Annotated in this window: 26 protein-coding genes; 7 read left to right on the plus strand and 19 right to left on the minus strand. The window is 69.8% G+C overall.

All coding sequences use genetic code 11. The features are described 5' to 3' along the window. Nucleotides 1–15: 15 nt before the first annotated feature. From ctaD to COUCH_RS05480, 10 genes are all read right to left on the minus strand, one after another. Nucleotides 16–1,764, minus strand: a complete 1,749-nt coding sequence (ctaD, locus tag COUCH_RS05435; RefSeq protein ID WP_249610997.1) for an aa3-type cytochrome oxidase subunit I — start codon at nt 1,762–1,764, stop codon at nt 16–18. A gap of 78 nt (nt 1,765–1,842) precedes the next feature. Further along, nucleotides 1,843–2,412 carry a hypothetical protein gene (locus COUCH_RS05440; protein ID WP_249610998.1) on the minus strand — a complete coding sequence of 190 codons (570 nt, stop codon included), beginning with the start codon at nt 2,410–2,412 and terminating at the stop codon, nt 1,843–1,845. Between the two features lie 252 nt (nt 2,413–2,664). Then, a complete protein-coding gene (locus COUCH_RS05445) occupies nt 2,665–3,006 on the minus strand; it encodes a hypothetical protein (protein WP_249610999.1) in 342 nt (113 codons plus the stop codon). Nucleotides 3,007–3,030: 24 nt separating this feature from the next. Next, the gene (locus COUCH_RS05450) at nt 3,031–3,372 is read right to left on the minus strand and encodes a hypothetical protein (protein WP_249611000.1); all 342 of its coding nucleotides are present in this window, start codon (nt 3,370–3,372) and stop codon (nt 3,031–3,033) included. A gap of 147 nt (nt 3,373–3,519) precedes the next feature. Continuing rightward, nucleotides 3,520–4,314, minus strand: a complete 795-nt coding sequence (locus COUCH_RS05455; RefSeq protein WP_249611001.1) for a hypothetical protein — start codon at nt 4,312–4,314, stop codon at nt 3,520–3,522. Between the two features lie 65 nt (nt 4,315–4,379). Further along, a complete protein-coding gene (locus COUCH_RS05460; protein ID WP_249611002.1) occupies nt 4,380–4,853 on the minus strand; it encodes a hypothetical protein in 474 nt (157 codons plus the stop codon). Nucleotides 4,854–4,930: 77 nt separating this feature from the next. Continuing rightward, nucleotides 4,931–5,425, minus strand: a complete 495-nt coding sequence (locus COUCH_RS05465) for a hypothetical protein (RefSeq protein WP_249611003.1) — start codon at nt 5,423–5,425, stop codon at nt 4,931–4,933. Nucleotides 5,426–5,502: 77 nt separating this feature from the next. After that, complete coding sequence (locus COUCH_RS05470; protein WP_249611004.1) at nt 5,503–5,991, minus strand: hypothetical protein; 489 nt, start codon at nt 5,989–5,991, stop codon at nt 5,503–5,505. 933 nt (nt 5,992–6,924) lie between these two features. Continuing rightward, nucleotides 6,925–7,398, minus strand: a complete 474-nt coding sequence (locus COUCH_RS05475; protein WP_249611005.1) for an NUDIX domain-containing protein — start codon at nt 7,396–7,398, stop codon at nt 6,925–6,927. 231 nt (nt 7,399–7,629) lie between these two features. After that, complete coding sequence (locus tag COUCH_RS05480; RefSeq protein ID WP_249611006.1) at nt 7,630–8,031, minus strand: hypothetical protein; 402 nt, start codon at nt 8,029–8,031, stop codon at nt 7,630–7,632. Here COUCH_RS05480 and COUCH_RS05485 point away from each other — a divergent pair. Together COUCH_RS05485 and COUCH_RS05490 are read left to right on the plus strand one after the other, a co-directional pair. Continuing rightward, nucleotides 8,015–9,175 carry a hypothetical protein gene (locus tag COUCH_RS05485; protein WP_249611007.1) on the plus strand — a complete coding sequence of 387 codons (1,161 nt, stop codon included), beginning with the start codon at nt 8,015–8,017 and terminating at the stop codon, nt 9,173–9,175. The genes COUCH_RS05480 and COUCH_RS05485 overlap by 17 nt on opposite strands. Further along, on the plus strand, nt 9,172–10,497 hold the full coding sequence (locus COUCH_RS05490) for a hypothetical protein (protein WP_249611008.1): 1,326 nt from the start codon (nt 9,172–9,174) through the stop codon (nt 10,495–10,497). Before COUCH_RS05485 ends, COUCH_RS05490 begins: the two co-directional genes overlap by 4 nt. Nucleotides 10,498–10,569: 72 nt before the next feature. Here the strand turns inward: COUCH_RS05490 and COUCH_RS05495 are convergent, their stop codons facing one another. Continuing rightward, nucleotides 10,570–10,908, minus strand: a complete 339-nt coding sequence (locus COUCH_RS05495; RefSeq protein ID WP_249611009.1) for a hypothetical protein — start codon at nt 10,906–10,908, stop codon at nt 10,570–10,572. Nucleotides 10,909–11,252: 344 nt separating this feature from the next. Between COUCH_RS05495 and COUCH_RS05500 the strand changes: the two genes are divergently transcribed. Continuing rightward, a complete protein-coding gene (locus COUCH_RS05500; RefSeq protein WP_249611010.1) occupies nt 11,253–12,368 on the plus strand; it encodes a MerR family transcriptional regulator in 1,116 nt (371 codons plus the stop codon). Here COUCH_RS05500 and COUCH_RS05505 read toward each other — a convergent pair whose 3' ends face one another. Both COUCH_RS05505 and COUCH_RS05510 read right to left on the minus strand, forming a co-directional pair. Beyond that, complete coding sequence (locus COUCH_RS05505) at nt 12,369–13,004, minus strand: DUF2238 domain-containing protein (protein WP_249611011.1); 636 nt, start codon at nt 13,002–13,004, stop codon at nt 12,369–12,371. 45 nt (nt 13,005–13,049) lie between these two features. Then, nucleotides 13,050–13,901, minus strand: a complete 852-nt coding sequence (locus tag COUCH_RS05510; protein ID WP_249611012.1) for a helix-turn-helix transcriptional regulator — start codon at nt 13,899–13,901, stop codon at nt 13,050–13,052. 102 nt (nt 13,902–14,003) lie between these two features. Between COUCH_RS05510 and COUCH_RS05515 the strand changes: the two genes are divergently transcribed. Next, entirely contained in the window at nt 14,004–14,999 is a 996-nt protein-coding gene (locus tag COUCH_RS05515; protein ID WP_249611013.1) for an aldo/keto reductase, read from the plus strand. Here the strand turns inward: COUCH_RS05515 and COUCH_RS05520 are convergent. Together COUCH_RS05520 and COUCH_RS05525 are read right to left on the minus strand one after the other, a co-directional pair. Then, nucleotides 14,957–15,283, minus strand: a complete 327-nt coding sequence (locus tag COUCH_RS05520) for a transcriptional regulator (protein WP_249611014.1) — start codon at nt 15,281–15,283, stop codon at nt 14,957–14,959. The genes COUCH_RS05515 and COUCH_RS05520 overlap by 43 nt on opposite strands. Beyond that, nucleotides 15,280–15,723 (minus strand): hypothetical protein, encoded by a 444-nt coding sequence (locus COUCH_RS05525; protein WP_249611015.1) that lies wholly within the window; start codon nt 15,721–15,723, stop codon nt 15,280–15,282. Before COUCH_RS05525 ends, COUCH_RS05520 begins: the two co-directional genes overlap by 4 nt. A 152-nt stretch (nt 15,724–15,875) precedes the next feature. Between COUCH_RS05525 and COUCH_RS05530 the strand changes: the two genes are divergently transcribed. Continuing rightward, nucleotides 15,876–17,378 (plus strand): SulP family inorganic anion transporter, encoded by a 1,503-nt coding sequence (locus COUCH_RS05530; protein ID WP_249611016.1) that lies wholly within the window; start codon nt 15,876–15,878, stop codon nt 17,376–17,378. Nucleotides 17,379–17,400: 22 nt separating this feature from the next. Beyond that, the gene (locus COUCH_RS05535; protein WP_430640889.1) at nt 17,401–17,640 is read left to right on the plus strand and encodes a MerR family DNA-binding protein; all 240 of its coding nucleotides are present in this window, start codon (nt 17,401–17,403) and stop codon (nt 17,638–17,640) included. A gap of 58 nt (nt 17,641–17,698) precedes the next feature. On the opposite strand, the gene COUCH_RS05540 is transcribed toward COUCH_RS05535, so the two are convergent. The 4 genes from COUCH_RS05540 to COUCH_RS05555 form a co-directional block, all read right to left on the minus strand. Continuing rightward, nucleotides 17,699–18,355 carry a hypothetical protein gene (locus tag COUCH_RS05540; protein WP_249611017.1) on the minus strand — a complete coding sequence of 219 codons (657 nt, stop codon included), beginning with the start codon at nt 18,353–18,355 and terminating at the stop codon, nt 17,699–17,701. Between the two features lie 1,117 nt (nt 18,356–19,472). Continuing rightward, entirely contained in the window at nt 19,473–19,850 is a 378-nt protein-coding gene (locus COUCH_RS05545) for a hypothetical protein (RefSeq protein ID WP_249611018.1), read from the minus strand. Between the two features lie 95 nt (nt 19,851–19,945). Then, nucleotides 19,946–21,046: an RICIN domain-containing protein gene (locus COUCH_RS05550; protein WP_249611019.1), complete on the minus strand. Its 1,101-nt coding sequence runs from the start codon at nt 21,044–21,046 to the stop codon at nt 19,946–19,948. Between the two features lie 138 nt (nt 21,047–21,184). Further along, nucleotides 21,185–22,111, minus strand: coding sequence for a quinone oxidoreductase family protein (locus COUCH_RS05555; RefSeq protein ID WP_249611020.1), 927 nt, complete (start codon nt 22,109–22,111; stop codon nt 21,185–21,187). Between the two features lie 81 nt (nt 22,112–22,192). On the opposite strand from COUCH_RS05555, the gene COUCH_RS05560 reads away from it, so the two are divergent. Further along, on the plus strand, nt 22,193–22,603 hold the full coding sequence (locus tag COUCH_RS05560) for a MarR family winged helix-turn-helix transcriptional regulator (RefSeq protein ID WP_249611021.1): 411 nt from the start codon (nt 22,193–22,195) through the stop codon (nt 22,601–22,603). The last annotated feature ends 136 nt before the right edge of the window (nt 22,604–22,739 follow it).

Raw genomic sequence — 22,739 nt, forward strand, 5'->3', positions numbered from 1 at the left:
TGAGTCTAGAACGCCTCACGTGTCGGTGCGGTCCTCCTGGTACGTCGCGCCGCCGCTGGACTCGCTGGTGAGCGGGCGGGCGCCACCTTCCGGCGGCCCGGCCACGGACTGGTCGCCCGCGGCGAGCTCGGGGAACTTCGCGTCGAAGGCCGGGCGTTCCGAGCGGATCCGGGGCATGTGGTCGAAGTTGCGCAGCGGCGGCGGGCAGCTCGTCGCCCATTCCAGCGAGTTGCCGTGGCCCCAGGGATCGTCCACGGTGACCAGCACGCCCGCCCGGTACGAGTGCCAGACGTTGTACAGGAACGGCAGCGTCGAGGCGCCCAGCACGAACGAGCCCAGCGTGGAGATCATGTTGAGCGTGGTGAACCCGTCGGAGGGCAGATAGTCGGCGTACCGGCGGGGCATGCCCTCGGCGCCGAGCCAGTGCTGCACCAGGAACGTGGTGTGGAAGCCGACGAACGTCAGCCAGAAATGGACCTTCCCGAGCCGGTCGTCGAGCATCCGGCCGAACATCTTCGGGAACCAGAAATACGTTCCGGAGAAGACCGCGAACACGATGGTGCCGAACAGCACGTAATGGAAGTGCGCCACCACGAAGTACGTGTCGTGGACATGGAAGTCGATCGGGGGCGCGGCCAGCAGCACGCCGGTGAGCCCGCCGAACAGGAACGTCACCATGAACCCGAGCGAGAACAGCATGGGCGTCTCGAGGCTGATCTGCCCGCGCCACATCGTGCCGATCCAGGTGAAGAACTTGAGGCCGGTCGGCACGGCGATGAGGAAGCTGAGCAGGCTGAAGAACGGCAGCAGCACCTGGCCGGTGGCGAACATGTGGTGCGCCCACACGCTCATGGACAGGCCGGCGATCGCGAGGGTGGCGCCGACCAGGCCCTTGTAGCCGAAGACCGGCTTGCGGCTGAACACCGGGATGACCTCGGTGACCATGCCGAAGAACGGCAGCGCCACGACGTACACCTCGGGATGGCCGAAGAACCAGAACAGGTGTTGCCACAGCATCGGGCCGGACGTGCCGACGTCGTACACGTGCGCGCCGAGGATGCGGTCGGCGGCCAGGGCGAACAGCGCGGCGGCCAGGAACGGGAAGATCAGGATCACCAGGAGGCTCGTGATCAGGATGTTCCAGGTGAAGATCGGCATCCGGAACATCGTCATGCCGGGCGCCCGCAGCGTCAGGATCGTGGTGATGATGTTGACGCCGCCGAGGATCGTGCCCAGTCCGGACACGGCCAGGCCGACCACCCAGGCGTTTCCACCGATGCCCGGGGAGTGCGTGGAGTCGCTCAGGGGTGCGTACGCGGTCCAGCCGAAGTCCGCGGCGCCGCCGGGGGTCAGGAAGCCGCCCAGCGCGATCAGGCCGCCGAAGAAGTAGAGCCAGTACGCGAACGAGTTCAGCCGCGGGAACGCCACGTCCGGCGCGCCGATCTGCAGCGGCACGATGTAGTTGGCGAAGGCGAACACGATCGGGGTGGCGAAGAACAGCAGCATGATCGTGCCGTGCATGGTGAACAGCTGGTTGTACTGCTCCGGCGACAGGTACTGCAGGCCGGGCTGGGCGAGCTCGCCGCGCATCAGCAGCGCGAGGAAGCCGCCGATCATGAACCACGCGAACGACGTGAACAGATACATGATCCCGATCTGTTTAGCGTCGGTGGTGCGCAGCAACCGTGCGAGCGCGTTACCCCTGACCTGTGGCCGGACGGGCCACGGTCGGGTCACGATCGGTCTCGGCTGGACGGTGGTCATGGGCGACCTCCGGTAGCGGCGGTGTCGATCCGGCGTCTCGAACTTACGCCGCTCGGCAGGCGAGCGCAGCAGTCTGGGTCAATGTCGATCGGCGTGGCCGGTGACCTCGACCGGAACGGTGAAGACGCCGCCTGTGCAGGCCGCGTTCCCGTCCGCCGCCATTCGCAGGCCGTCCGGCACGGTGAACACCGCCACGTTGTTCGCGGCCACGGGCCAGCGTACGGAGAGCGAGGTCTCGGTGAAGCCCACCGCGGGCCGCCGGCAACCGGCCTCGCGGTGCTCGGCGTCGGCGATGACGTTGCCCGGGCCGGGCTCCACGGCGGTGACGACGATCGGGTACGGGTTGTGGTTGGCAACCGTCACGGTGAGGGCGCCGACGGCTCCCGGCTGCAGCGGCGTGTCCAGGCTGGACTTCCCGAGCAGGGCCATCGAGACGTAGGAACCGGGCTGCACACCGCCGGCGCGGGCGTCGGTGACCGTCCAGTACGCCCAGGCCGCACCGGCGTTGACCAGGGCGGCCGTGGCCGCGGCTCCCGCCAGGACGGCCCGTGCGCGCCGGTCCAGCCGGGGCCGCCGGATTCCTGGGGCGGGTGGTGCGGTATCGCCCGCCGCGATGCCCGGGAGACCCGAGACAGCGGGGACGCACATACGGAGCCTCCTCCTGCGGGTACGGATGCTCGGCCGAGTCCCCACAGTGCCCGATTCGTCGCCTTGTGCGGGATCGGCATTCGGCCCGTCCCGGGCGGCCGGTCGACCGGAAGGATCGAGCCCTCCGAGCTAATCCGGCCGGGCGAGGAGTGGGTCGCCCGGTCACCTCCACGGGCGCCGCGGCTCACCGGCGCAACCGTCATGACCAGGAGGAATGGGGGTCTAGCAGCATCCGCGGGGGCAGGGCAAACCTCAGCGTGTCCCGGAGCGGCGACGCCGGCGCCCCGACTTGGGCTGCGGCTGCGACTGGATGCGCCGGCGCGACTGGCCGACGAGATGCTGACGGTCCGGGCTCTCCGCCGCCGCGGGGGTGAAGTCACCCTCGGCGTCCGCCGCTGCCGGATCCTGCTGGCGCTTGCGGATGGCCATGTCGAACATGGAGTTGGAGGCCTGGTCGTAGCCGTTGCGATAGGCCTCGTCGCGGTCGAGGCCCTGCTTGTACCACTGGTGGATGCGGCCGGCCGCGTACCCGCTGGCGATGACGAACGCGAGCGCGAACAGGGCCTGGATGATGCTGTTGCCGGGAACGGTCATGGCGGTCCGGTACTTCCCTACGGGTCAGGCCTGGTGCGGTAACAGGCGGGTGTGCTCGATGCGGCCGCCGGCGGGGTCGACGGGGGTGCGCTCGGGAAGCTGGTGCAGGGGGACGACGGCGCGGACACCGGGTGCGACGGCCGTGGCCGGGCGCGGCGCGGCGACCGGCGCCGGCTTGACCGGGTGGTTGCGCACCGCGAGCTGGAACAGCGTGTGCGACGCCTGGTTGTAGCCCTCCCGGAACGCGACATCGCGGTCGAAGCCGTGCCGGTACCACTGGTGCACCCGGCCCGCGACGTACGCGGTGAAGATGACCATGGCGACGGACAGAGCGAGCTGGATGGCGATCGAACCGGATGGCGTCATACCGACAATCCTATTTGTTGCCCCATGGAAACCGTGACACCTGTAAAGGCAGTTGGCGTAAACGGCCGTCGTCCGGAATTTAGCTGTTTGTTCAGGGTGTTTCGCCGTGACAGGAACGCGCTTTTATGAACTTCGACGGCTGTCTAGTCAGCCCGGAATGACGGCGTCGATCGCCGAGCCGATCGGCGTATCCTTTTGCGTGCCCCCATCGTTTTTACCGGTTCCGGCGGACGCACTGGACGACGGTTTCCCGGCGTCCGGGGCGGGCGCGGACTCCTCCGGCGGCGCGGGCGGCTTGTGCACCGGCGGCGCCTGCACCGGCGGCGGCTGCACCTGATCCGGTGCCGGCGCGGTCGACGTGGACGCGACCGGCTCCGGCTGGCCGCGCCCGTCCGCGGCGCCCGCCTGTGGGACGACGACGACCCCGCCCGGGGCCGAGGCGCTCACCCCGGGGGCCGGGACGAGCGCGGAACCGTCGGCGCCCGGCACCAGGACCACGCCGTCGACCACGATCGGGGCCGCCTCGCCGGGCAGCAGCGCCGGCTCGCTCGCCGGGCTCGGCTCGCCGGTCCAGAAGGTGCCGTACGTCGCCGCCACCGTGTACGTCGCCAGGTAGCCGGCCGGAGCGCTCTCGTCGACGCACCGCGCCCGCGCCGCCGGCACGTCACACGCGACCTGCGCGATCGGCCCGAGGTGCCGGGTCACGACGTACCGCTGCACCGGCGTACCCGGGGCGATCGTGACCCGGTCCCAGGCGATCCGCGGGCCCGCGGCGACGATCCCTTCCGCGGTGATCTGCGGTTCCCCGCCGGGCAGCTCCACAATGGGCGCCTTCATCCGGGGAATGCTCGCGGCGTGCACGGTGAACTGTGCCTCCTCCGCGCCGACGTCCCAGTCGCCGTACGCGGCTACACCGGTGCCGATCGCCAGCGCGGTCGCCACGCCGACGAACGGCAGGGGCGACCGCAGAAAACGAAAAGGCTGTCCGGTACGGGTACGCCGATGCCTCACCGGGATGCCACGGCGGCGTCGGCGGTCAGCAGCACGGTGAACGTCGCCTCCTGGCAGGCGTCCACGACCGAGTTCGGCATGTGCAGCGGTACGGCCCCGGCCTCGCGGCTGTCGCGCGCACCGACCCGGGCCGGCAGGGACCCGGTGTACGGACCCACCTCCAGGTTGGACACGACCGGCTCACAGCCCGGCTTCGACGTGGCGGTCAGCCGCGCGTGCATCCCCGTCACCACGAGGTCGTGGCTCGAGGAGTTGGCGAGGGTCAGCACCAGCCGGCGCCGCGCGCCCGGGTAGAGGTCCTCGACCGCTGCTCCCCGTACGGTGAAAACGGGGTTGCTGCCGTCGGCGCCCGGCGCCGCGGTGAGCGTCATCTGCTGGTCCGTCGTCGACGGATCGCGCAGCGCGACCACCAGCCCGGCCGCGCCGACGACGGCCGCCGCGGCGACCACGGTTTTGTGCCATCGGTGCACAGCGGAACTCCTGACATGCTCGCCGACGGGACAAGGGGAGGTGGGCGGCGCGTCGGCCCGGATGCCCACGGGATGGTTCAGGAAGCGCTGCTCAGCCCGGAGGCCTTCACCGGGATCGTGAAGGTCGCCCCCTGGCAGGCGCTGTCGGAGCTGTTCGTCATCCGCAGCCCGCCCGGGACCGTGAACACGCCGATGGTGTTCTTCGGGACCTGCCAGGCCACCGGCAGCACGTCGGCGGTGAGCACCACACCGGTCTCGACGCAGCCGGAGTCGCGGTGGTCGGCGTCGGCGGTCACCTTGCCGTTGCCCGGGCTGATCGAGGTGATCTTCACCGGGAAGTCGTTCTGGTTGGTCACGGTCACCGCGAGGTCCGCGGTCGCGCCCGGGTACAGCGGCTTGCTCTCGTCGGACCGGCCCTGCAGCTTCAGCTCCACGGCGGTGCCCGCCACCGCGACGCCGGTGCCGGCGCCGCCCAGCGACCAGTACGCCCAGGCGGCGCCCGCGTTCACGATCACGGCGGCAGCGGCGGCGACGCTCAGGATCACCTTGCCGCGACGGTCGAGCTTGCGCATGCGCATCCTTTTCGGTGTCTGCTCATCGGTGGGCGACGGGGCGACGGCGAGGCCGCCACCGTGCCCCATCGCCGCCCTCACGCCGCCGCGCTGACGGCGTCTAGGTGGACGTTGAACGTGAACGGCGCACCCTGGCAGGCGTCCGCCGGGTCGGCGACCATCCGCAGCGGTCCGGCCCACGCGATCCGGGCGGTCGCCGGCTTGTCCTTGCTGCCGGCCGGGACGGTGGCCGCCTCGGGCAGCGGCGCGTCGTTGACGACCTCGACGTTCTCGGTCGCCGCGCAGCCCTCCTGCGGCGAGTCCAGCCGCGTCAGGTCGATGTCGGTGATGCGTACGGGGAAGGCGTTCTGGTTCTCCACGGTCAGCAGCACCGTGGTCGCGTTGCCCGGGGTGAGCCCGCCCGCCAGCCCGGCGCTGGTGACCTTCAGCGTCACCACGGAACCGGCCTTCGCCTCGGCCGTGCCGGTACCGGTGAGGGTCCACGCCGCGTACGCCGCACCGGCCGCGCCCACAGCGACGACCGAGGCGACGACGACGGCGGTGGTCCGTCTACTGAGCTTGCGCATCCGCGGTTTCCTCCTGCGAGACCTTGAACGTGGCCCCGGTCGCCGGGACGCGACCGGGGCCACGGGGAATGACCTGTGCGATTGCGCCGATTCCGGTGGAGGCGGAAAGGGCGCGGCACAACATTCCCGGACCAGGGGCAGAAACGTGATCGGATGTCCGTGCGGCATTCTCATCCGTTCGAAATCCCGCTTCTGCGCTCACCGGATTACCCCGACCGGGGGACGGCGCGCCGCAGGCTGCATCCCTCATCGATGCCCGACCGGCGCGCGGCGCCCGCCACAGCGGTGATGACCAGGGACGACATGCGATTAGCACCTTCCTCGCGGGTGGGGCAAATAAGCGGTGTTCGAGGTCTGACGTTTCGCGGCCGGTGCCCGGCCGTGGTAGGGGTCCCCGCCGCCGGGCGGGGCGGCGAGGACCCCCGGAACCCGCCTGATCAGCACCACGGGCGGCGGGTCCACACCATTGCGGCCGCTGACCGGGGGCATGCGACACGGCCGCGACGGTGAGGTCTGTGAATGAATTACTCTTCGGCGAGTGCGGGCCCTCGGCGTTTTCTGGCCGCCGAGGACCCGCCTGATCCGCACACGCGCCACGACACGGTCTGCGGATCTCTTTTCGTCACCTGCCGGGTTCGTAAGACAGCAGGCGCTCCGGAGCCGGCTATCCGGCGCGGTCGTGGTGCATGGCGCTTTCTCCTGACGCTTCGCTTGGTGAGACGCCGTCGCTTCGCAGGCAGGACGGCGTCTCGTAGTAGAAAACGCCGGGGGTGCCGGTCCGGAGATCGGGCGTCCGTTTCGCGGTTTTCGCGTTTTGATCATCACGCTGCGCCCAACCGGTTTAGCCCGGAAGAGTGATACCCGCCTGCGGTGAGCGTGACGAGCTCAGCAACGCTCGGGGGCCCGCCGCCACGATGGACGGTGAAGCCGAGCTCACCCGGTCGGGAAGCCGTTCTCCAGGTACAGCGACGTCCGGGTCGATCGAGCCCGCACCGCGGCGCTCATCCGCCGTGCCAGCGGGCCGGAGAGCCGCTCATCGGCCTCGTGCTCATCGCACCATGCCCAGCCGCGCAGTTCCTCGGCCGGCACCCTGATCCGCTCGGCCTCCTGCGGGGTGAGCGTTCCGCCGTCGAACAGCAGCATCAGGCCCTCGGTACGGTCCGGCCGCGGTGGAACCCAGTCGGTCACCAGCAGCCGCCCCGGCCGCAGCGTCAGGCCGAGCTCCTCCCGTACCTCCCGCGCCGCCGCCGCGTGTGGCGACTCGCCGGCTTCCACGGCCCCGCCGGGGATCTCCCAGTACGGCTTGTACGTCGGCTCGACCAGCAGCACCCGGCCCGAGGCGTCGGACAGCACAACCCCGGCGCCCATCCGCTTGCGAGGCAACGTGGCGGTGTAGTCGGACGTCATGGCTTCCCTTCGAAGGGCTTGCTCCTGATGTTGGCTGATACCCCATAGTCGACCAAGTGGGGGAGGCGCCTGACCGTGGGCCGGGTGAGATCGCTGCACTGGTCAGCGACCCGGCCACCGATGGGGTCGCGCACCTGTACCGGGTACGCGGTTGCTGGTGGAGCAGGGGGACCGCGGCGAGCGACCACGCCAACGCTGTGAAGACGCGATTCGGTCGGGCAAATCGCCTTCTCAGTGCTGAAAGCCCTGAAAAACCTGATGCAGGAAATGCGTAGGGCGATTGGAAGGATGTGTGTGATCGTAATCACGATACGGTTCTTGCTCTGTCGAAGCGTTTCGAGTTCGACCGGGAGAACGTTCGATAGCGTCTTTTGTGGAGCGCGGTTCGTAACGGAACAACTGCAGCTCAACGATGAGAACGCGATCGAGGATCCCGGCTTCCGGGGCATGGATGCGCCGAGCGATGGCGGCGCGTGCGAGAGGTTGCCGGATGCGCTGTAAAAGAACTCCGGGGTAGGGGTCGGACAATTCGACCGGGTCGGCGGGAGCCTGAGTCTGCGTGCTAGAAAGATCGCCGTCCGTGGATCGACGTTGCGCTGTGGCCGTCTTTCCCGGGATGGATACCGACAGCATGCAGGAGGATGGTTTGAAGCTCCCAGAACGGGGCCCCCAGGTCGCGCTCGCGTCGATGGTGGGGATGGGACTCTTAATTGCGGCTTCTGGTGCCGCACATGCCTCTCCGGCCCAGACTGCGCCCACCGTGCGGACTGCCCGCATCGCGAGCGCCGATATTGTCCGGGTCAGTCACCGGGCCGACATGTCCGGCGCCGCGCAAGTGTCGAAGCTGCGGGCGCAGGGATCCGACAAGGTGCAGGCCCAAGAGAATTCTCGGGTGACAGACTTTCTGGACCGCCGGGCGCGCGCGGGGCACCTGCTACGCAAGGCGGACGTGCAGGTTGCCACGATCGCCAATCCACTGCTGAGTGGACACAGCATCTCCGTTGTCTGGTCCGGGTCCTCCGCGCCGGGCGACATCTCGCTGCAGAGCGTCGGTGATGACGAGAATGGCGCCAGCGGTCTCGGTATCCAATTCCAGCCAGACGGCTCGGCCGAGACCCTCGACGGCGCTCCCGCCCAGCTCGCCGGTGGCAGCGGCTACGACGCCGGCGTCAACCCGAAGAACATGTACAAGTACAGCAACGGTTGCAACAACGCCTATTGGGACGCCTCGTACAGCTCGACCGACTATCACGTGGAGAGCTGCTTCGAGAAGTGGGCGCAGAGCGGCACGAGTCACTGGGTGTACAACCGGTGGGGCCTGTTCACCCGGCCGAACTCCACCACCGCGAACCCCGATATCCGGGACTTCACGATCCGGTCGAAGCCATGGAAGGTCGATCTGTACCACCCGTCGAGCTACATTTCCAAGCTCAACTCGTGGCAACCGACCGGCCCGTCGCAGTCGTGCACGACCAAGACCGCCACTCTCGGCGGCACCTACAACGGCATCACCGCGAACATCGGCATCCCGGTCCAGACGTGCAACACCAGCATTCTGCACATCGACACCGGGCTCAAGATGATCGGCATAGGCGTTGAGGGCCACGAGCCGACCGGTCGGCAGGTTCGCGTAGACGTCGGTGGGGACTACACCGCAACCGACAAGTCTTCGGTGCCGGTGTGGGCCGACTATGCGTGGGCGACGGTTCGCTACATCAAGGGCCCGCAGACGGTCACCGACACCGACGATTACGTCCTCAAGGACTCCGGCTGGTGACACGAGAACACCCGACCGGGGCGGCGCGCCTGCTGAGAATCTTCAGCACCTGGCGCGCCGCCTTGGCGGCAGCTGTGGCCGTCGCCGTCGCCGTCGTCGTCGTGGTCGGCAGCAATGAGAATGCACACCATGCTGAGGGCTCGGCGGGCCGCCCGGTCACGGGTCCGGCGAACCTTGATGTATGCGTGGATTTCCCATCCCGTGCAGAGTGCCGGCAGGCCACTGCCGGAGGTCGGTCCTGGCGTTACACCCTGCATCGGCCGGCACGAGCCACCAAGGAAACGGTGATCGTTGATTTCGGCGGTCCCGGTGTGCCTGTGCTGTCCGATGACTACCTCAGCGGGTTCGTCACGCAGGCCCCGCAGGTATTCGACCGGTACAACGTGATTGCTGTCGACGAGCCGTGGTCGACGAGAGCAGTGGATCCGGCGTGTCGGCAATCCTTGTCGGAGTTCGCGAGCGCGATTCGCTCGACGCCGACCGGTCCAGCGTTGCGGCAGGCCGGCGCTCTTCGAGACACCTGCGACATTCAACACGGCAGGTGGGGGTTCACTCCCGAATCGTATCGGCAAGTCATCGATGCCGTCGGCCGCAAGGAGAACCTTTCGTACGTCGGATTCATCGGGCATTCATTTGGCTCCATGAGATTGCGTTACCTGCAAGCTGGCCCGATGCGCCGCACCCTCAGGTGGGCGGCTCTCAGCCGCCCGTATCCGGTGGGAGTCACCGGCGCCACGCTGCTCACGCAACGGGCCGAGGCGATGAGCACGTTCCTCAAGTCGCACATGCGCGCCGAGCCGACGGTGCAGTCCCCTCGGTCCGGAGGCGCGTCCGTCACCAGGTTCGACGCCCTTTCGGCCGAGGTGGAAATCGGGTACCTGGCCGCGGACGGGCAAGCGCAGGCAGCCGCCGACATTGCTGCCGGCAATCACGACGTGACCTCACGGCTGTCCGACCAGCTGTGGCAGCGGTATGGTGACGGCGACATGTCGCCGGCGTATCTCGCTCAATTGGACGAACTATGCGGGGCAGTCCGGTTGGAGCTTCCCGAGTCGTACCGGAATCCGGCGGATATTCTGGCCGCTCAGCTCTTGCCGTGCTCGCCCGATGAGAAGCCGGATGCCGCAAGGCTGTCGCTGGGTTCGACGCCGTTATGTGTGGCTGCCGCAGCCGGAGACACGGTTTCCCCCGCAGTACTGGTTCGCGCCGCGTTCAAGGACGCCAGCGCCAAGACGGTGTGGGTCGCTTTGCGCGACCGTTCGCACACCGGCGACAGCGGAATCGATAAATGTTTGACGATGTTGGGACAGCGTTCCGACTGATCGGCCCGAATGCCCGAAGCCATCGTTGCGCCGGCCGGGGAAAAGTGCCCTCGGCCGGCGTTGAATTCCTGGTCAGTCCTTGCAGAGTAGCGACATCGCAATACGGACCGGCTGCTTCCCGCCGTAATCGGCTCGCACCGTGTCGAGTTCGACCCTGCGCTTGTCCTGCCGCACCGGATCGGACCCGTTTCCCACCAGGCAGCCCGGGTAGTCGGTAGTGGACGACACCACGCGATAGAACACCTGCTCGCCGGTCGGCGGCTGGCCGTCGGCCCGGAACGAAATGGTGTTGGTGGACTGGTTCGACCAATCGACCACCCCGACCAAATGCTCCGGCTTCGCCGTGTGCGGGTCGTGAACGGCCCACAAAGTGCCTACCCCGGCGGCTCCGCCGGCGAGTAGCAACGCCACGATTCCGAGGGCGCGGCGGGATGGTTTCGGTGAATCTGCCGTCGGCGGGGTGGACGGCTCCGCGATAGCTGCTACTGGCATGGACCTGACTCTACTATTCACGTCAATGTGCAGCCGCAGGGTGGTGCCCGCCAAACGAGGCAGTTCCGTCGACCTTTGTGTCGGGGTGACCGGTTTCTACCGCGGCGTATCGGTAAGGCGGTTGCGCGTCGGCAAGATGTTCACGCGTCGATGGCCGACGAGGAATAGCCGGTGCCGCAATGGAGTGCGGTCGGCGACCGCGGCTTGACGGCCAACGCCGATGGCTTGTCCCTGACGTTGCGTGAGGCCCCATAGTCGACCACGTGGAGGAGCACCTGACCGTGGGACGGGTGGCCGAGCTGGCCGGAGTGACCGTCCGCACCCTGCATCACTACGACGAGGTCGGCCTGCTGCAGCCGTCCACGCGGACCGCCGGCGGCTATCGCGCCTACTCGGCGGCCGATGTGGAGCGGTTGCGGGAGGTGCTCGCGTACCGACGTCTGGGGTTCGGGCTGGGGGAGATCGCGGCCCTGGTCGACGACCCGGCCACCGACGCGGTCGCGCACCTGTACCGGCTGCGCGGGTTGCTGGTGGAGCAGCGCGACCGTGCCGCGGCCATGGTGACGGCGATCGACAGGGAGCTGGAGGCACGCGCGATGGGCATCAGGACGACGCCGGAGGAGCAGCTGAAGATGGTCGGTCCGCAGTTGTACGACGTCATCGGGTCCGCGTACCCGGCCACCCGGCGTACCGAGCCGCGGATCGCCGCGCGCATCTGGGCGGCGCTCGGGGACGCCCGGACGGTGCTGAACGTCGGCGCGGGGACCGGCTCGTACGAACCGCCCGACCGTGACGTCACGGCGGTGGAACCGTCGGCGGTCATGCGGGCCCAGCGTCCGCCGGGCGCCGCGCCGTGTGTTGCCGCCGCCGCGGAGTGCCTGCCGTTCCCCGACCGCTCCTTCGACGCCGCGATGGCGGTCAGCACGGTCCATCACTGGCCGGACCCGGTCGCCGGGCTGCGGGAGATGCGGCGGGTGGCGCGCCGGGTGGTCGTGGTGACGTACGACGCCTACGACACCAACCCGTCGCAGCGGTTCTGGCTCACCCGCGACTACCTGCCCGAGTTCGCCGGGCTGCTGGTCGGCTGGCCGTCGCTGGCGGAGCTGACGGCCGCGATCGGCGGCCGCGCGGAACCGGTGATGATCCCGTGGGACTGCGCCGACGGCTTCTTCGAGGCGTACTGGCGCCGGCCCGAGGCGTACCTGGAGGAGCGGGTGCGCCGCGCGGTGTCGGTGTGGGCGCGGGTCGGCCCGGAGGCCGAGCAGCGGGCGGTGAGCAGGCTCGAGGGGGACCTTTCCTCCGGCCGGTGGGCCGAGCGCAACCGCGACATCGTCGCGCTGGAGGCGGCGGAGCTCGGACTCCGGATGATCGTGGCCTGATCAGGGCGTCGCGCGGGCCTGGAGCTGCCGGTCGTGCAGGCGGGTGAGCAGCAGCAGGCTCGTCGCGGCGCCGATGCCCGCGCAGAGCATGTCCCACTGGGTGTCCCAGACGTCGCCCTGGGTGCCCAGGAAGTCGTCCGCCGACGAGCCGCCGATCACCGCCGACAGCCACTCGAACAGCTCCCAGGTCGCGCTGAACGCCATCACCACGCACATCACCAGCGCGGCGAGCCAGGCGCCCGGCCGCAGGGGCGTACGGCGCAGCAGCACCTCGCGCGCGACGACGGCCGGTACGAAGCCCTGCGCGAAGTGCCCGAGCCGGTCGTACGGGTTCCGGGCCAGCCCGAGCGTGTCGCGTACCCAGTCGCCGGCCGGGACCTCGGCGTACGTCCAGTGACCGCCGATCATCAGGATCAGCGCGTGGACCAGGATGAGCCGGTACGCGAGCGGGCTGAGCGGAAACCGGCGGTACGTGGCCACGAGGATCACCGCCGCGACGATCGCCGCCGCCACCTCGAGGAACCAGGTGCCGATCGACTTCGCCCCGACCGCGGAGACTGCCAGGGCGACCAGGCCCACGGCGAGCAGGACGGCGGGTTCGCGGCGGGGCGGCGCGGCGGCGGCACGTACGGTCATGCGGGCCAGTCTTTCCAACCCCGTCCGGCCCCCGCATGGGTTCGCCTACTCAGCCGTGACCCCGGTCGGGAACTCCTCCGTGCCGAGTACGAGCAGCAGCTCCAGTCGCTCCCGGGTCTGGGCGTCCGCCGGGGTGAGCACCACCAGCTCCTGACCCTGGTCGGGGGTGACCAGGGTTTCGCAGTCCAGCACCAGCGGCCCGACCCGCGGGTTGATGAGCGTCTTGCGGTCGAAGCGCCGGACCGCCACCTCGTGCTCGGCCCAGAGCCGGGCGAACTCGGGGCTCGCCGCCCGCAGCCGGGCGATCAGCCCGGCGACCTCCGGATCCCCGGCGCGGCGCCCGGCGGTCGCGCGCAGGTCCGCGACGAGTTTGCGGCCCTGATCCGCGCGGTCCTCCGGCGGGCACAGCCCTCGGGAGCCGGGTTCGGTGAACCAGCGGTACGGCAGGTAGCGCCGGTCGCCGGTGACGCCGCTGTGGTCGCCGGACACGAGGATCGACGCGCGGTTCTGGGCCAGCACCTCGCCGAGGTCGGACAGCACCAGCGCCGGGGTGTCGCCGAGCAGGTCGAGCATGCGCAGCAGGCCCGCGCGGGCCATCCGGGCCACCCCGTCGGCGGGTGGCGGCTGGTGACCGGCGAGGTGGAACAGGTGGGCCCGCTCGTCGTCGGACAGGCGCAACGCCCGGGCCAGCGCGCCCAGCAGCTGCGTCGACGGCTGGCTGCTGCGGCCCTGCTCGAGGCGTACGACATAGTCCACGGACATGCCGGCGAGCCGGGCCACCTCCTCGCGCCGCAGGCCGGCGGTGCGCCGGCGCGGTCCGTCGGCGATGCCGACCTCCGCCGGGCGGATCGCCTCGCGGCGCCGGCGCAGGAAGTCGGCGAGCTGGTCACGCTGCATGTGTTCATGCTGCCTCGGGTACGCCCGTGCGATCCAGGGAGTGGCGCTCCCACGATCGGCGCTCCGCTCCCGCCACGCCCGGTCGAGGCGCACGGTAGGGACATGCAGACACGAACCTTGGGCAAGACCGGCCCCGCCGTTTCCGCGCTGGGCCTCGGCGCGATGGGCATGTCCGGCGCGTACGGCGAGACCGACCGCGCCGAGAGCATCGCCACCGTGCACGCCGCGCTGGACGCCGGCGTCACGCTGATCGACACCGGCGACTTCTACGGCATGGGCCACAACGAGCTGCTCCTCGCGGAGGCGCTGCGCGGCCGGGACCGCGACAGCTACCAGCTGAGCGTGAAGTTCGGCATGCTGCGCGGCCCGGGCACCGTCTTCGGCGGCATGGACGGGCGCCCCGAGGCGGTGCAGAACTTCCTCGCGTACTCGCTGACCCGGCTGGGTGTGGACCACGTCGACATCTACCGGCCCGCGCGGCTCGACCCGGCCGTGCCGATCGAGGAGACGATCGGCGCGATCAAGGAGATGGTCGACGCCGGGTACGTCCGGCACATCGGCCTGTCGGAGGTCGACGCGGCGACGATCCGCCGGGCGCACGCCGTGCACCCGATCGCCGACCTGCAGATCGAGTACTCGCTGCTGTCGCGCGCGGTGGAGGCGGAGGTGCTGCCGGCGCTGCGGGAGATGGGGATCGGGATGACCGCGTACGGGGTGCTGGGCCGCGGCCTCATCTCGGGGCACTGGACGGCGGACCGGGTGGCCGCTCCGGGCGACGGCCGCGCTTTCGGTCCCCGGTTCGCCGATGGGAACGTGGAACACAATCTCGCGCTGGTGGAGGCGCTGCGCCGGATCGCCGCGGCGAAGGGGTGCACGGTTGCTCAGCTGGCGATCGCGTGGGTCGCCGCGCAGGAGCCGTTCATCGTCCCGCTGGTCGGTGCCCGTACCCGGAATCGCCTGGCCGAGGCACTCCCGGCGCTGGACGTGACGCTCACGGCCGACGATCTCGCCGAGATCGGCGAGGCCGTGCCGGCCGGCGCGGCCCGCGGTGACCGCTACCCGGCCGCCTTCATGTCGTCGCTCGGGGTCGGCAACTGAGGGGAGTCGAACAGGGCGCGCAGCGCGCTCACATGCCGGGCGTACGCCTGCCTGCCCTCGGCGGTGAGGCTGACCCAGGTCTTCACCCGGCCCCGGCCGGTGGGTTTGGTCATGCTGACGTAGCCGGCGTCCTGCAGCACCTTCAGGTGCTTGCTGAGCACCGAGTCGGCGACGCCGAGCAGCTCGCGCAGCACGCCGAACTCGGTGCTGGTCGCGGCGTCCAGGAAGGCGCAGATCCGCAGCCGGTTCGGGGCGTGGATGACCTCGTCGAACGGTTCGCTCATGCGGCGGCCCGCAGCTGCGCGCGCAGCGCCTTGTCGAACTGGCGGCCCAGCAGGACGGTGCCGGTGAAGCCGGCGGCGGCGAGCGCCCACACCGGCCACCGCAGGTCGCTGTAGCGGCCGACCGCCACGGCGGCGAGGGCGATGATCCCGAGCATGACGCCCATCGCGATCGCCCACCGGCCGGCGCGGCCGGCGTCGAGGCCGGAGACCCACACCCCGGTCCGCCGCCGGTACGCCTTGACCAGCAGGACGCAGCCGCCGGCGAAGCACACCCCGGCGGCGAGCCGGGCGGCGCTGTTGCCGAGGCCGAAGGCGACGACGTACGCGCCGACCAGCAGGCCGAGAACGGGGTGGTACCACCACGGGGTGACGAGCCGGTCGGCAACCGCGGCGCGGGCGTCGGCGATGGCGGCGAGCTGCTCGGCAGCATTACTTTCCATGGCGGAAAGACAATCACATTCCAAGACGGAAAGTCAACGGCGGCGCGGGGTACGGGTGATGATCGACACGGGGCGCTCAGGCCGAACTCTCCTCTTACCGAAGGGTAGTTTTGGCGCTTTGCTCACTCGGCTTCCCCATGGAAATGAGCCCTATGTCTTCGCAGTCCTCCGTCGTGCGCCCGCCTCGACGGTCCCGCCCCGAATGGCTCACGTCGCCGCGGGTGCTGCGTACGGAAGTGCTGGCCGGCCTGGTCGTGGCGCTGGCACTGATCCCCGAGGCGATCTCGTTCTCGATCCTCGCCGGCGTCGACCCGAAGATCGGGCTCTTCGCCTCCTTCACGATGGCCGTCACCATCGCGTTCACCGGCGGCCGCCCGGCCATGATCTCCGCTGCGACCGGCGCGGTCGCCCTGGTCGTGGGTCCGCTGGCCCGCGAGCACGGGCTGAGCTACCTGATCGCCGCGGTCATCCTGGGCGGGGTTTTCCAGGTGGTCCTGGCGCTCGCCGGGGTGGCGAAGCTGATGCGGTTCATCCCCCGCAGCGTCATGGTGGGCTTCGTCAACGCCCTGGCCATCCTGATCTTCACCGCCCAGCTGCCGCACCTGTTCGGCGTCACCTGGCTGGTGTACCCCCTCGTGGCCGCCGCGCTGGCCGTCATGGTGTTCCTGCCCCGGCTGACCACCGCGGTCCCGGCGCCGCTGGTCGCGATCGTCGTACTGACCGCGTTCACCGTCGTCGCGCACCTGAGCGTGCCGACCGTCGGCGACGAGGGCACCCTGCCCGACAGCCTGCCCGTGCCGGGCCTGCCGGACGTGCCGCTCACGCTCGGCACCCTGACCACCATCGCCCCGTACGCGCTGGCCGTGGCCCTGGTCGGGCTCATGGAGTCGCTGATGACCGCCAAGCTCGTCGACGACATCACCGACACCCACTCGGACAAGACCAGGGAGTCCTGGGGTCAGGGCGTGGCCAACATCGTCACCGGCTTCTTCGGCGGCATGGGCGGGTGCGCGATGATCGGCCAGACGATGATCAACGTGAAGGCGTCGGGCGCCCGTACCCGTCTCTCCACGTTCCTGGCCGGGCTTTTCCTGCTGATCCTCGTCGTCGCCCTCGGTGACGTGGTCGCGCTCATCCCGATGGCCGCGCTGGTCGCCGTCATGATCATCGTGTCGGTGGGCACCTTTGACTGGCACAGCATCGCCCCGGCCACGCTCAAGCGGATGCCGGCCGGCGAAATCATCGTCATGCTGGTCACCGTCGCCGCCACGCTGGCGACCCACAACCTGGCCGTCGGCGTCGTCCTCGGCGTGCTCGCCGCCATGGTGATCTTCGCCCGCCGGGTGGCGCACTTCGCCGAGGTCACCAGCGTCCTGGACCCGGAGGGCACGACTCGCATCTACCACGTGCACGGCGAACTGTTCTTCGCCTCCAGCAACGACCTGGTCTACCAGTTCGACTACGCCGGCGACCCGGACCACGTGGTCATCGACATGGGCGCCGCGCACATCTGGGACGCCTCCTCGGTCGCCGCGCTGGACGCGATCACCACCAAGTACGAGGCCAAGGGCAAGCGCGCCGACATCGTCGGCCTCAACACCGCCAGCGCGGCGTTCCACGAAAACCTGGCCGGCAAGCTCAAGGTCGGCCACTGATGGCCGGCGCCACACCGGCGCCGTGACGCCGGTCAAACGCATGAAGCCGCTCGGGTTCACCCTCGACGAGATGCGCGACCTGCTGCAGATCCTGGACTCCCTCGCCGTCGCGTGCGGCGACAAGCGCGCTGAGCTGCAGGACCGCTTGGCCATGTTCCACACCGCAGCCCAGGCCCGCGTCCAGGCGCTGCGCGAGCAACTGTCCACCGCGGAGGGATTCGCCCGGCAGATTCAGGACCACGTCGACCAGCACAACCGCTGACCGCCCGGGGCGGCCGGCGGGAAGCGCTCCCGCCGGCCGCGCCCATCCCCGTTCCCCCTCAGCGGTTGCCGCGCGGCGCGGGGCCGTTGTCGACGAGCCGGAAGGTGCTGAGCAGCGGCGCGTCGCCCAGCTCCTCCAGGATCAGCCCGCGGGTCGGCGAGTACTGCAGGTACGCCGACCCGCTGTCGATCGCGTACGTCTTGTCGGCCTGCGCGGTGATGTGGAACCGCTGCCGCGCGTTGTTCTTGTCGCACGCGGCCGCCTCGACCCGCAGCGGATCCGAACCGCCCGGCCGGCTGACCTGCCAGCACGACGGCTCCAGGCTGGCCGGGTCGTTCGTGGCCTTGCCGTACGCCTTGATGATGTACTCCGTCCTGCTCACCGGGGTGGGCACGAACAGCTGACGGCCGCTGTCGTCGTCGACCTCGGTCAGCTCGCCGCTGACCATCGACACCGCGGACTCGAAGGCCTGCGCCCGCACGATCGTCACCTGCCGCTTGCCGGACAGCACCGGTGGGCGCTTGGCCGCCTTGGCCGCCTTGGCCTTGACTGCGGCCTTGGTCTGGGACGCCACCGTGCTGTGTGCGGCGGGGGCGGCGGCGCCGGTCCCACTGCCGGTCGTCGCGGCGCCGGCCGTTCCGGTGGCGGCGTACGCCATGGCGGCACTGGTGCAGGCGAGCACGGCCGCGCCAGCGGCCCACTTCAGCTTCGACATGTGCGTGCTTCCTCTCGAGGGGTCAGATGCGCCGGTCCTGAGCGCCGGCACGATCGGTACACGCCTGCCGCAAGCATCCAATTTCAGAGATCGTCGGATTTTTTCGGCCGTTCGCCGCGCGGCTCGGGCTCTTCCCGCGGGCACCCACCGTCCCCGACGGGCCCCTGTGCGGGTGCGCCCGATCGCGTAGGCAAACCACCTGTCGTGGGATCGGCCGCGCGACCTTGTTCGAGGAGTCCCGGCGTGGTGCTGGACCGAGGCGGGACGCGCCTTCGGTTCGCCGCCGGCCGGGGTGGTGGGTGCTCGACTTTCCGCTCGCCCCGATCGGCGGTGCATGCGGCCCACGGTGCCATCGAGGCGCAACTGGTGCGCCGCGGCCGCGACGCCCAGCGCTGACGCCGAGCGTCAGTGGCATCGTCCGGATTGGCGGCGATCCGTGACCCGCGTTATCTGCCACCTTCGCCGGTGTCGAGACGGAGCTAGGTCTCGCGGTCAAAAGAGCGGCATGCGAACGCGTTCTCATTCTTGAGGTCGGAAGCGCCGGAATATGTGCTCGCGATTGCGCTCCAACTTGCCGTGCGGCGCTTTTCTCAACGCCGCCGAAACCGACTTCCACCACTTGGGCTGTGGTGGCCTCCGATGCCTCCGCGGTGACCTCCGGCGCGGCAGCCTCCTGGACCGTAGTGACCTCTCGTGCCGCCACCTCCTGCGCGAGGTCCGACTCGGCTGCGCGCCGAGCATAGGCCGTCGCCCTCTCTGCCTCTAGCCCCTCTGGCCTGCGTTGTGCCATCAGGCGCGGTCGGCTCTGCGCGCCGGCCGGCCGGTCTGTGCCTCGGTCGCCGTGCAAGCGACGCAGCTTCGTGGCGTGCCTTTGCGCCAAGCCCCACGCCCGACGACGCGCATGCTCCCGACGAAATTCCTCTCGCGCAGGAGAATAGGTCCGCGACGCGGTCCGGTCGCGCATCGAGACCAATTCTGCCGCCGAGAACAATTGAAGCTGAGCCACCTCAAAATTGTCCCGTGTTCGGTCCCTGGGGGACAGTAAACGATCACATCTGAAAAGCGACCATCGCCACAGTGGAATCGTGAGCCCCCCGCGAGGGGAGTGAATCCCCGGTCAAGCCGGATCGTCGACGATGTCACCACTGGCCGAGATGGCATCGAGGAACTGACGGAACACGGGCCAGGGAACGACGGAGTCACCGTGTGAGGCGAGGGCGACCTGTCCTGCGCCGGCGGGAACGAACGGGCCGCCGGCCGGCTGCAGGTCAGGGATCTGCACGTAGACGTACTCGGTCGCGGTGCCGGCCGGAGAGGTCTCGTACAGCTCGTAGCGCCAGCCGTCGTGCGTGCTGTCGTGGAAGGAGCTGACCTCGAATGCTCGGCCTGCGAAGCTCCACGAGTTCGAGGACAACGACAGATCGCCGGTCACCTTTCCGGGAGACGTGCCGGCGGCGATGTCGCCGGACGCCTCCACGAAACGGATGAAGCGCATGCGTCCACGGGCAGCGCGTACATCGACACGACTTCGTACGCCGTGCCGTCGTATGACCACTGCCCCATCCCGGCAGGATGCCAGACGGCCCGGAATCAGCGGACAGACCACCTCTGCGCGCCCGTGTTGTTGCAGGTGTACAGCTGCACCAGCGTCCCGTTGGCGTTGGCGCCCCCGGTCACGTCCACGCACTTGCTGGACGCCGCTCCCACGATCGTGCCGTCGCCGTTGAACGTGAAGCGCTGCGCCGCCGTGCCGTTGCACGTCCAGATCTGCACCTTCGTGCCATCGGCGGTTCCACTGTGGTCCACGTCCAGGCACCGGTCGCCGTAGACGCGCAGCTCGCCGGCCGCCGTACGGGTCCACTTCTGGATCGTGCTGCCCAGGCAGTCGTAGATGTGCAGCTGCGTACCGTCGGCGGTGGCCGTACCGGGCACGTCGAGGCACTTGCCGGACTGCGGGTTCGCCACCATCACCGCGGCGCCGACCGGGGGCAGCACGGTCGCGTTCAGGCTCGACGGGGTCGCGCGCAGGGCGTCGTACCACTGGGCGCCCATCTTGTCGTACCCGGCGGCTGTGGGATGCGTACCGTCGGCAAGGTCGGCGGCGCCGACCACCGCGTGCATGTCGACCAAGTGGGTCAGCGGGCCCTTCTGGGCGACGATGCCGGGCAGCTGCGCGTTGAACGCATCGATCCGCGCGTTCAGCGTCGGGTCCGACTCCGGGATGAGCGTCGAGATGAACAGCTCCACCGTGGGCGCGTTCGCCCGGATCTTGTCGATCAGCGCGCCCATCCGGGCGCCGGCGTTCGGGAGATCATAATTCTGGTTCACGTCGTTGGTGCCCAGGTGCGCCAGGATCGACCGCGGAGCGTACGTCCGCAGCCAGCCCTCGATGTTCGCGTCGATCTGGTCGATCCGCCAGCCGCTGTGCCCCTCGTGATCGTGGTCGCCGAGGCTCGCCGGCCCGTTCGAGCCCGACCCCACGAAGTCGATCCGGTAGCCGGCGTTCGTCAGCAACTCCCACAGCTTGATCCGATAACCGCCGGGAACGTTGAACCCGTCGGTGATGGACGCGCCGAGCGGCATGATCCGTACGCCGCCGTTCGACTCGGCGGCCTGCGCGGGCGCGCCCGGGCTGAGGGCGGAGGCGGCGGCAATCAGTAGTGCCAGGGCGGTGGTCAGGGCTCGACGCATGGGCGCATCCTCTCGACTGGCGGGTGACAACGTTGTCGGAGTCACCCGCCAGTCAAGACTGTCGATATTCCGTAGGTCAATGTCCGACCCGCACCTCTGCCCTTTCTACGGCCCTTCCGCTTCCTGCGGCCCTGCTCTCTACGGCACGAACACGATGCGGTCGTCGCTCTGGGCGCCCCACGCTTCGGTCACCCGCGACAGCGGCACGGCCCGGGCCCGCACGTCCAGCGCACCCTCGGCCACTGCCTCGGCCAGCATCGGAAGCTCCTCGACGAACTCCCGCGCGGGCACCGACCCGATCCCGCTGCCGACGATCTGCAGCCGCGACGACCGCAGCGCCACGGACGGCACCGGCGCGGCCGGACCGGCGACGGACCCGATCTGAACCCAGGTCAGCGGCGCACCCCGATCGGCGCGCGCGGTGAGCAGCGGAACCATCATCCGGGCCGAGGGCTCACCCCACACGTAGTCGAGCACGACATCGACATCCGCGGCCCGCTCGGCCTGATCGAACGTGATGGTCTCGTCCGCCCCCAGCGCCGGCAGCGCGGCCAGCCGTCCGGCGTCCCGCCCGGCCGCGATCACCTGCGCCGCCCCGAACCGCTTGGCGATCTGCACCGCCATCCGCCCGGCATTCCCGGTCGCCCCGAGAACCAGGACACGCTGCCCCTCCGAGAACTCGATGCGCCGGCGCAGCGCCACCCAGGACGACATCGCCGGATTCATCGCGGCGGCGATCTGCACCGGATCCACGCCGTCCGGCAGGACCACGCTGCGGCGCGGGTCGATGACCGTACGGTCGGCGAACGTACCCAGAGCCGTGTCGTCGAGTACGGCGTACCGGAGCTTCCCGGCCTCGTCCCGCACGACCCCGTCCACGCCCGGCACCAGCGGCAACACGGACGTACTCGAATAGTGCGCGCCGGTCGCCTTGGCCCGCGTGAGCAGGTGCAGCGCGGCGGCCTGAACCTCCACAACCATCTCGCCGCGACCGGCCGCGACGGGCTCGGGCTGCTCCCCGTAGACCGGCGGCGCATCGAGCGAGGTGAGAACGGCGGCGTGCATGGCGACCTCCACAGGTAGTTTGGATTACCAACTACCTGAAGGATGATTGGGATTACCAACTATGTCAAGTACGATCTCCCCATGACGACCGACGCCCTCATCGACGGCCTGGTCCGCAGCGCCTTCGAGGTGATGGGCGTGCTCACCCGCCTCAGCGCGAAGCACGACCTGTCCCTCACCCAGCTCCGGGTCCTCGGCATCCTCCGCGACCGCCGCGTCCGCGTGACGGACCTGGCCGCCTACCTGGGCCTCGACAAATCAACACTCTCCGGCCTGATCGACCGCGCCGAACGCCGCGGCCTGCTGGCCCGAGGCAAGAACCCGGACGACCGCCGGGTGGTCGAGGTCTACATGACGCCGGCGGGGGCGGAGCTCTTCGAGCGCCTGGAGGTTGAGGGCCGGGTCGCCCTGGCGCCGGCCATCGGGCGGCTTGATCCGAAGCAGCAGGCTGAGCTGGCACGACTGCTCGAGCTCGTCCTCACCCCGCAATAGCCGCCCCGCTCGGAAGCCACCGTCTGCGCCGACGTGCCGCAGCCGCCGTGGACGAGTGGCGCTGCCGCGGGGGGATCGATGGCGAATCCCGCCGATGGAGTTCCCGGGACTCTCCCGTCCCGGCGTCCGGCTATGC

Origin of the sequence: Couchioplanes caeruleus (genome assembly GCF_023499255.1) — a bacterium.
GTDB lineage: Bacteria > Actinomycetota > Actinomycetes > Mycobacteriales > Micromonosporaceae > Actinoplanes > Actinoplanes caeruleus_A.

Coding starts and splice junctions, on each gene's coding strand:
- ctaD (WP_249610997.1), bottom strand. CDS start 1,764: ATGACCACCGTCCAGCCGAGACCGATCGTGACCCGACCGTGGCCCGTC.
- COUCH_RS05440 (WP_249610998.1), bottom strand. CDS start 2,412: ATGTGCGTCCCCGCTGTCTCGGGTCTCCCGGGCATCGCGGCGGGCGAT.
- COUCH_RS05445 (WP_249610999.1), bottom strand. CDS start 3,006: ATGACCGTTCCCGGCAACAGCATCATCCAGGCCCTGTTCGCGCTCGCG.
- COUCH_RS05450 (WP_249611000.1), bottom strand. CDS start 3,372: ATGACGCCATCCGGTTCGATCGCCATCCAGCTCGCTCTGTCCGTCGCC.
- COUCH_RS05465 (WP_249611003.1), bottom strand. CDS start 5,425: ATGCGCAAGCTCGACCGTCGCGGCAAGGTGATCCTGAGCGTCGCCGCC.
- COUCH_RS05470 (WP_249611004.1), bottom strand. CDS start 5,991: ATGCGCAAGCTCAGTAGACGGACCACCGCCGTCGTCGTCGCCTCGGTC.
- COUCH_RS05475 (WP_249611005.1), bottom strand. CDS start 7,398: ATGACGTCCGACTACACCGCCACGTTGCCTCGCAAGCGGATGGGCGCC.
- COUCH_RS05485 (WP_249611007.1), top strand. CDS start 8,015: ATGGATACCGACAGCATGCAGGAGGATGGTTTGAAGCTCCCAGAACGG.
- COUCH_RS05480 (WP_249611006.1), bottom strand. CDS start 8,031: ATGCTGTCGGTATCCATCCCGGGAAAGACGGCCACAGCGCAACGTCGA.
- COUCH_RS05505 (WP_249611011.1), bottom strand. CDS start 13,004: ATGACCGTACGTGCCGCCGCCGCGCCGCCCCGCCGCGAACCCGCCGTC.
- COUCH_RS05510 (WP_249611012.1), bottom strand. CDS start 13,901: ATGCAGCGTGACCAGCTCGCCGACTTCCTGCGCCGGCGCCGCGAGGCG.
- COUCH_RS05515 (WP_249611013.1), top strand. CDS start 14,004: ATGCAGACACGAACCTTGGGCAAGACCGGCCCCGCCGTTTCCGCGCTG.
- COUCH_RS05520 (WP_249611014.1), bottom strand. CDS start 15,283: ATGAGCGAACCGTTCGACGAGGTCATCCACGCCCCGAACCGGCTGCGG.
- COUCH_RS05525 (WP_249611015.1), bottom strand. CDS start 15,723: ATGGAAAGTAATGCTGCCGAGCAGCTCGCCGCCATCGCCGACGCCCGC.
- COUCH_RS05530 (WP_249611016.1), top strand. CDS start 15,876: ATGTCTTCGCAGTCCTCCGTCGTGCGCCCGCCTCGACGGTCCCGCCCC.
- COUCH_RS05540 (WP_249611017.1), bottom strand. CDS start 18,355: ATGTCGAAGCTGAAGTGGGCCGCTGGCGCGGCCGTGCTCGCCTGCACC.
- COUCH_RS05545 (WP_249611018.1), bottom strand. CDS start 19,850: ATGCGCTTCATCCGTTTCGTGGAGGCGTCCGGCGACATCGCCGCCGGC.
- COUCH_RS05550 (WP_249611019.1), bottom strand. CDS start 21,046: ATGCGTCGAGCCCTGACCACCGCCCTGGCACTACTGATTGCCGCCGCC.
- COUCH_RS05555 (WP_249611020.1), bottom strand. CDS start 22,111: ATGCACGCCGCCGTTCTCACCTCGCTCGATGCGCCGCCGGTCTACGGG.
- COUCH_RS05560 (WP_249611021.1), top strand. CDS start 22,193: ATGACGACCGACGCCCTCATCGACGGCCTGGTCCGCAGCGCCTTCGAG.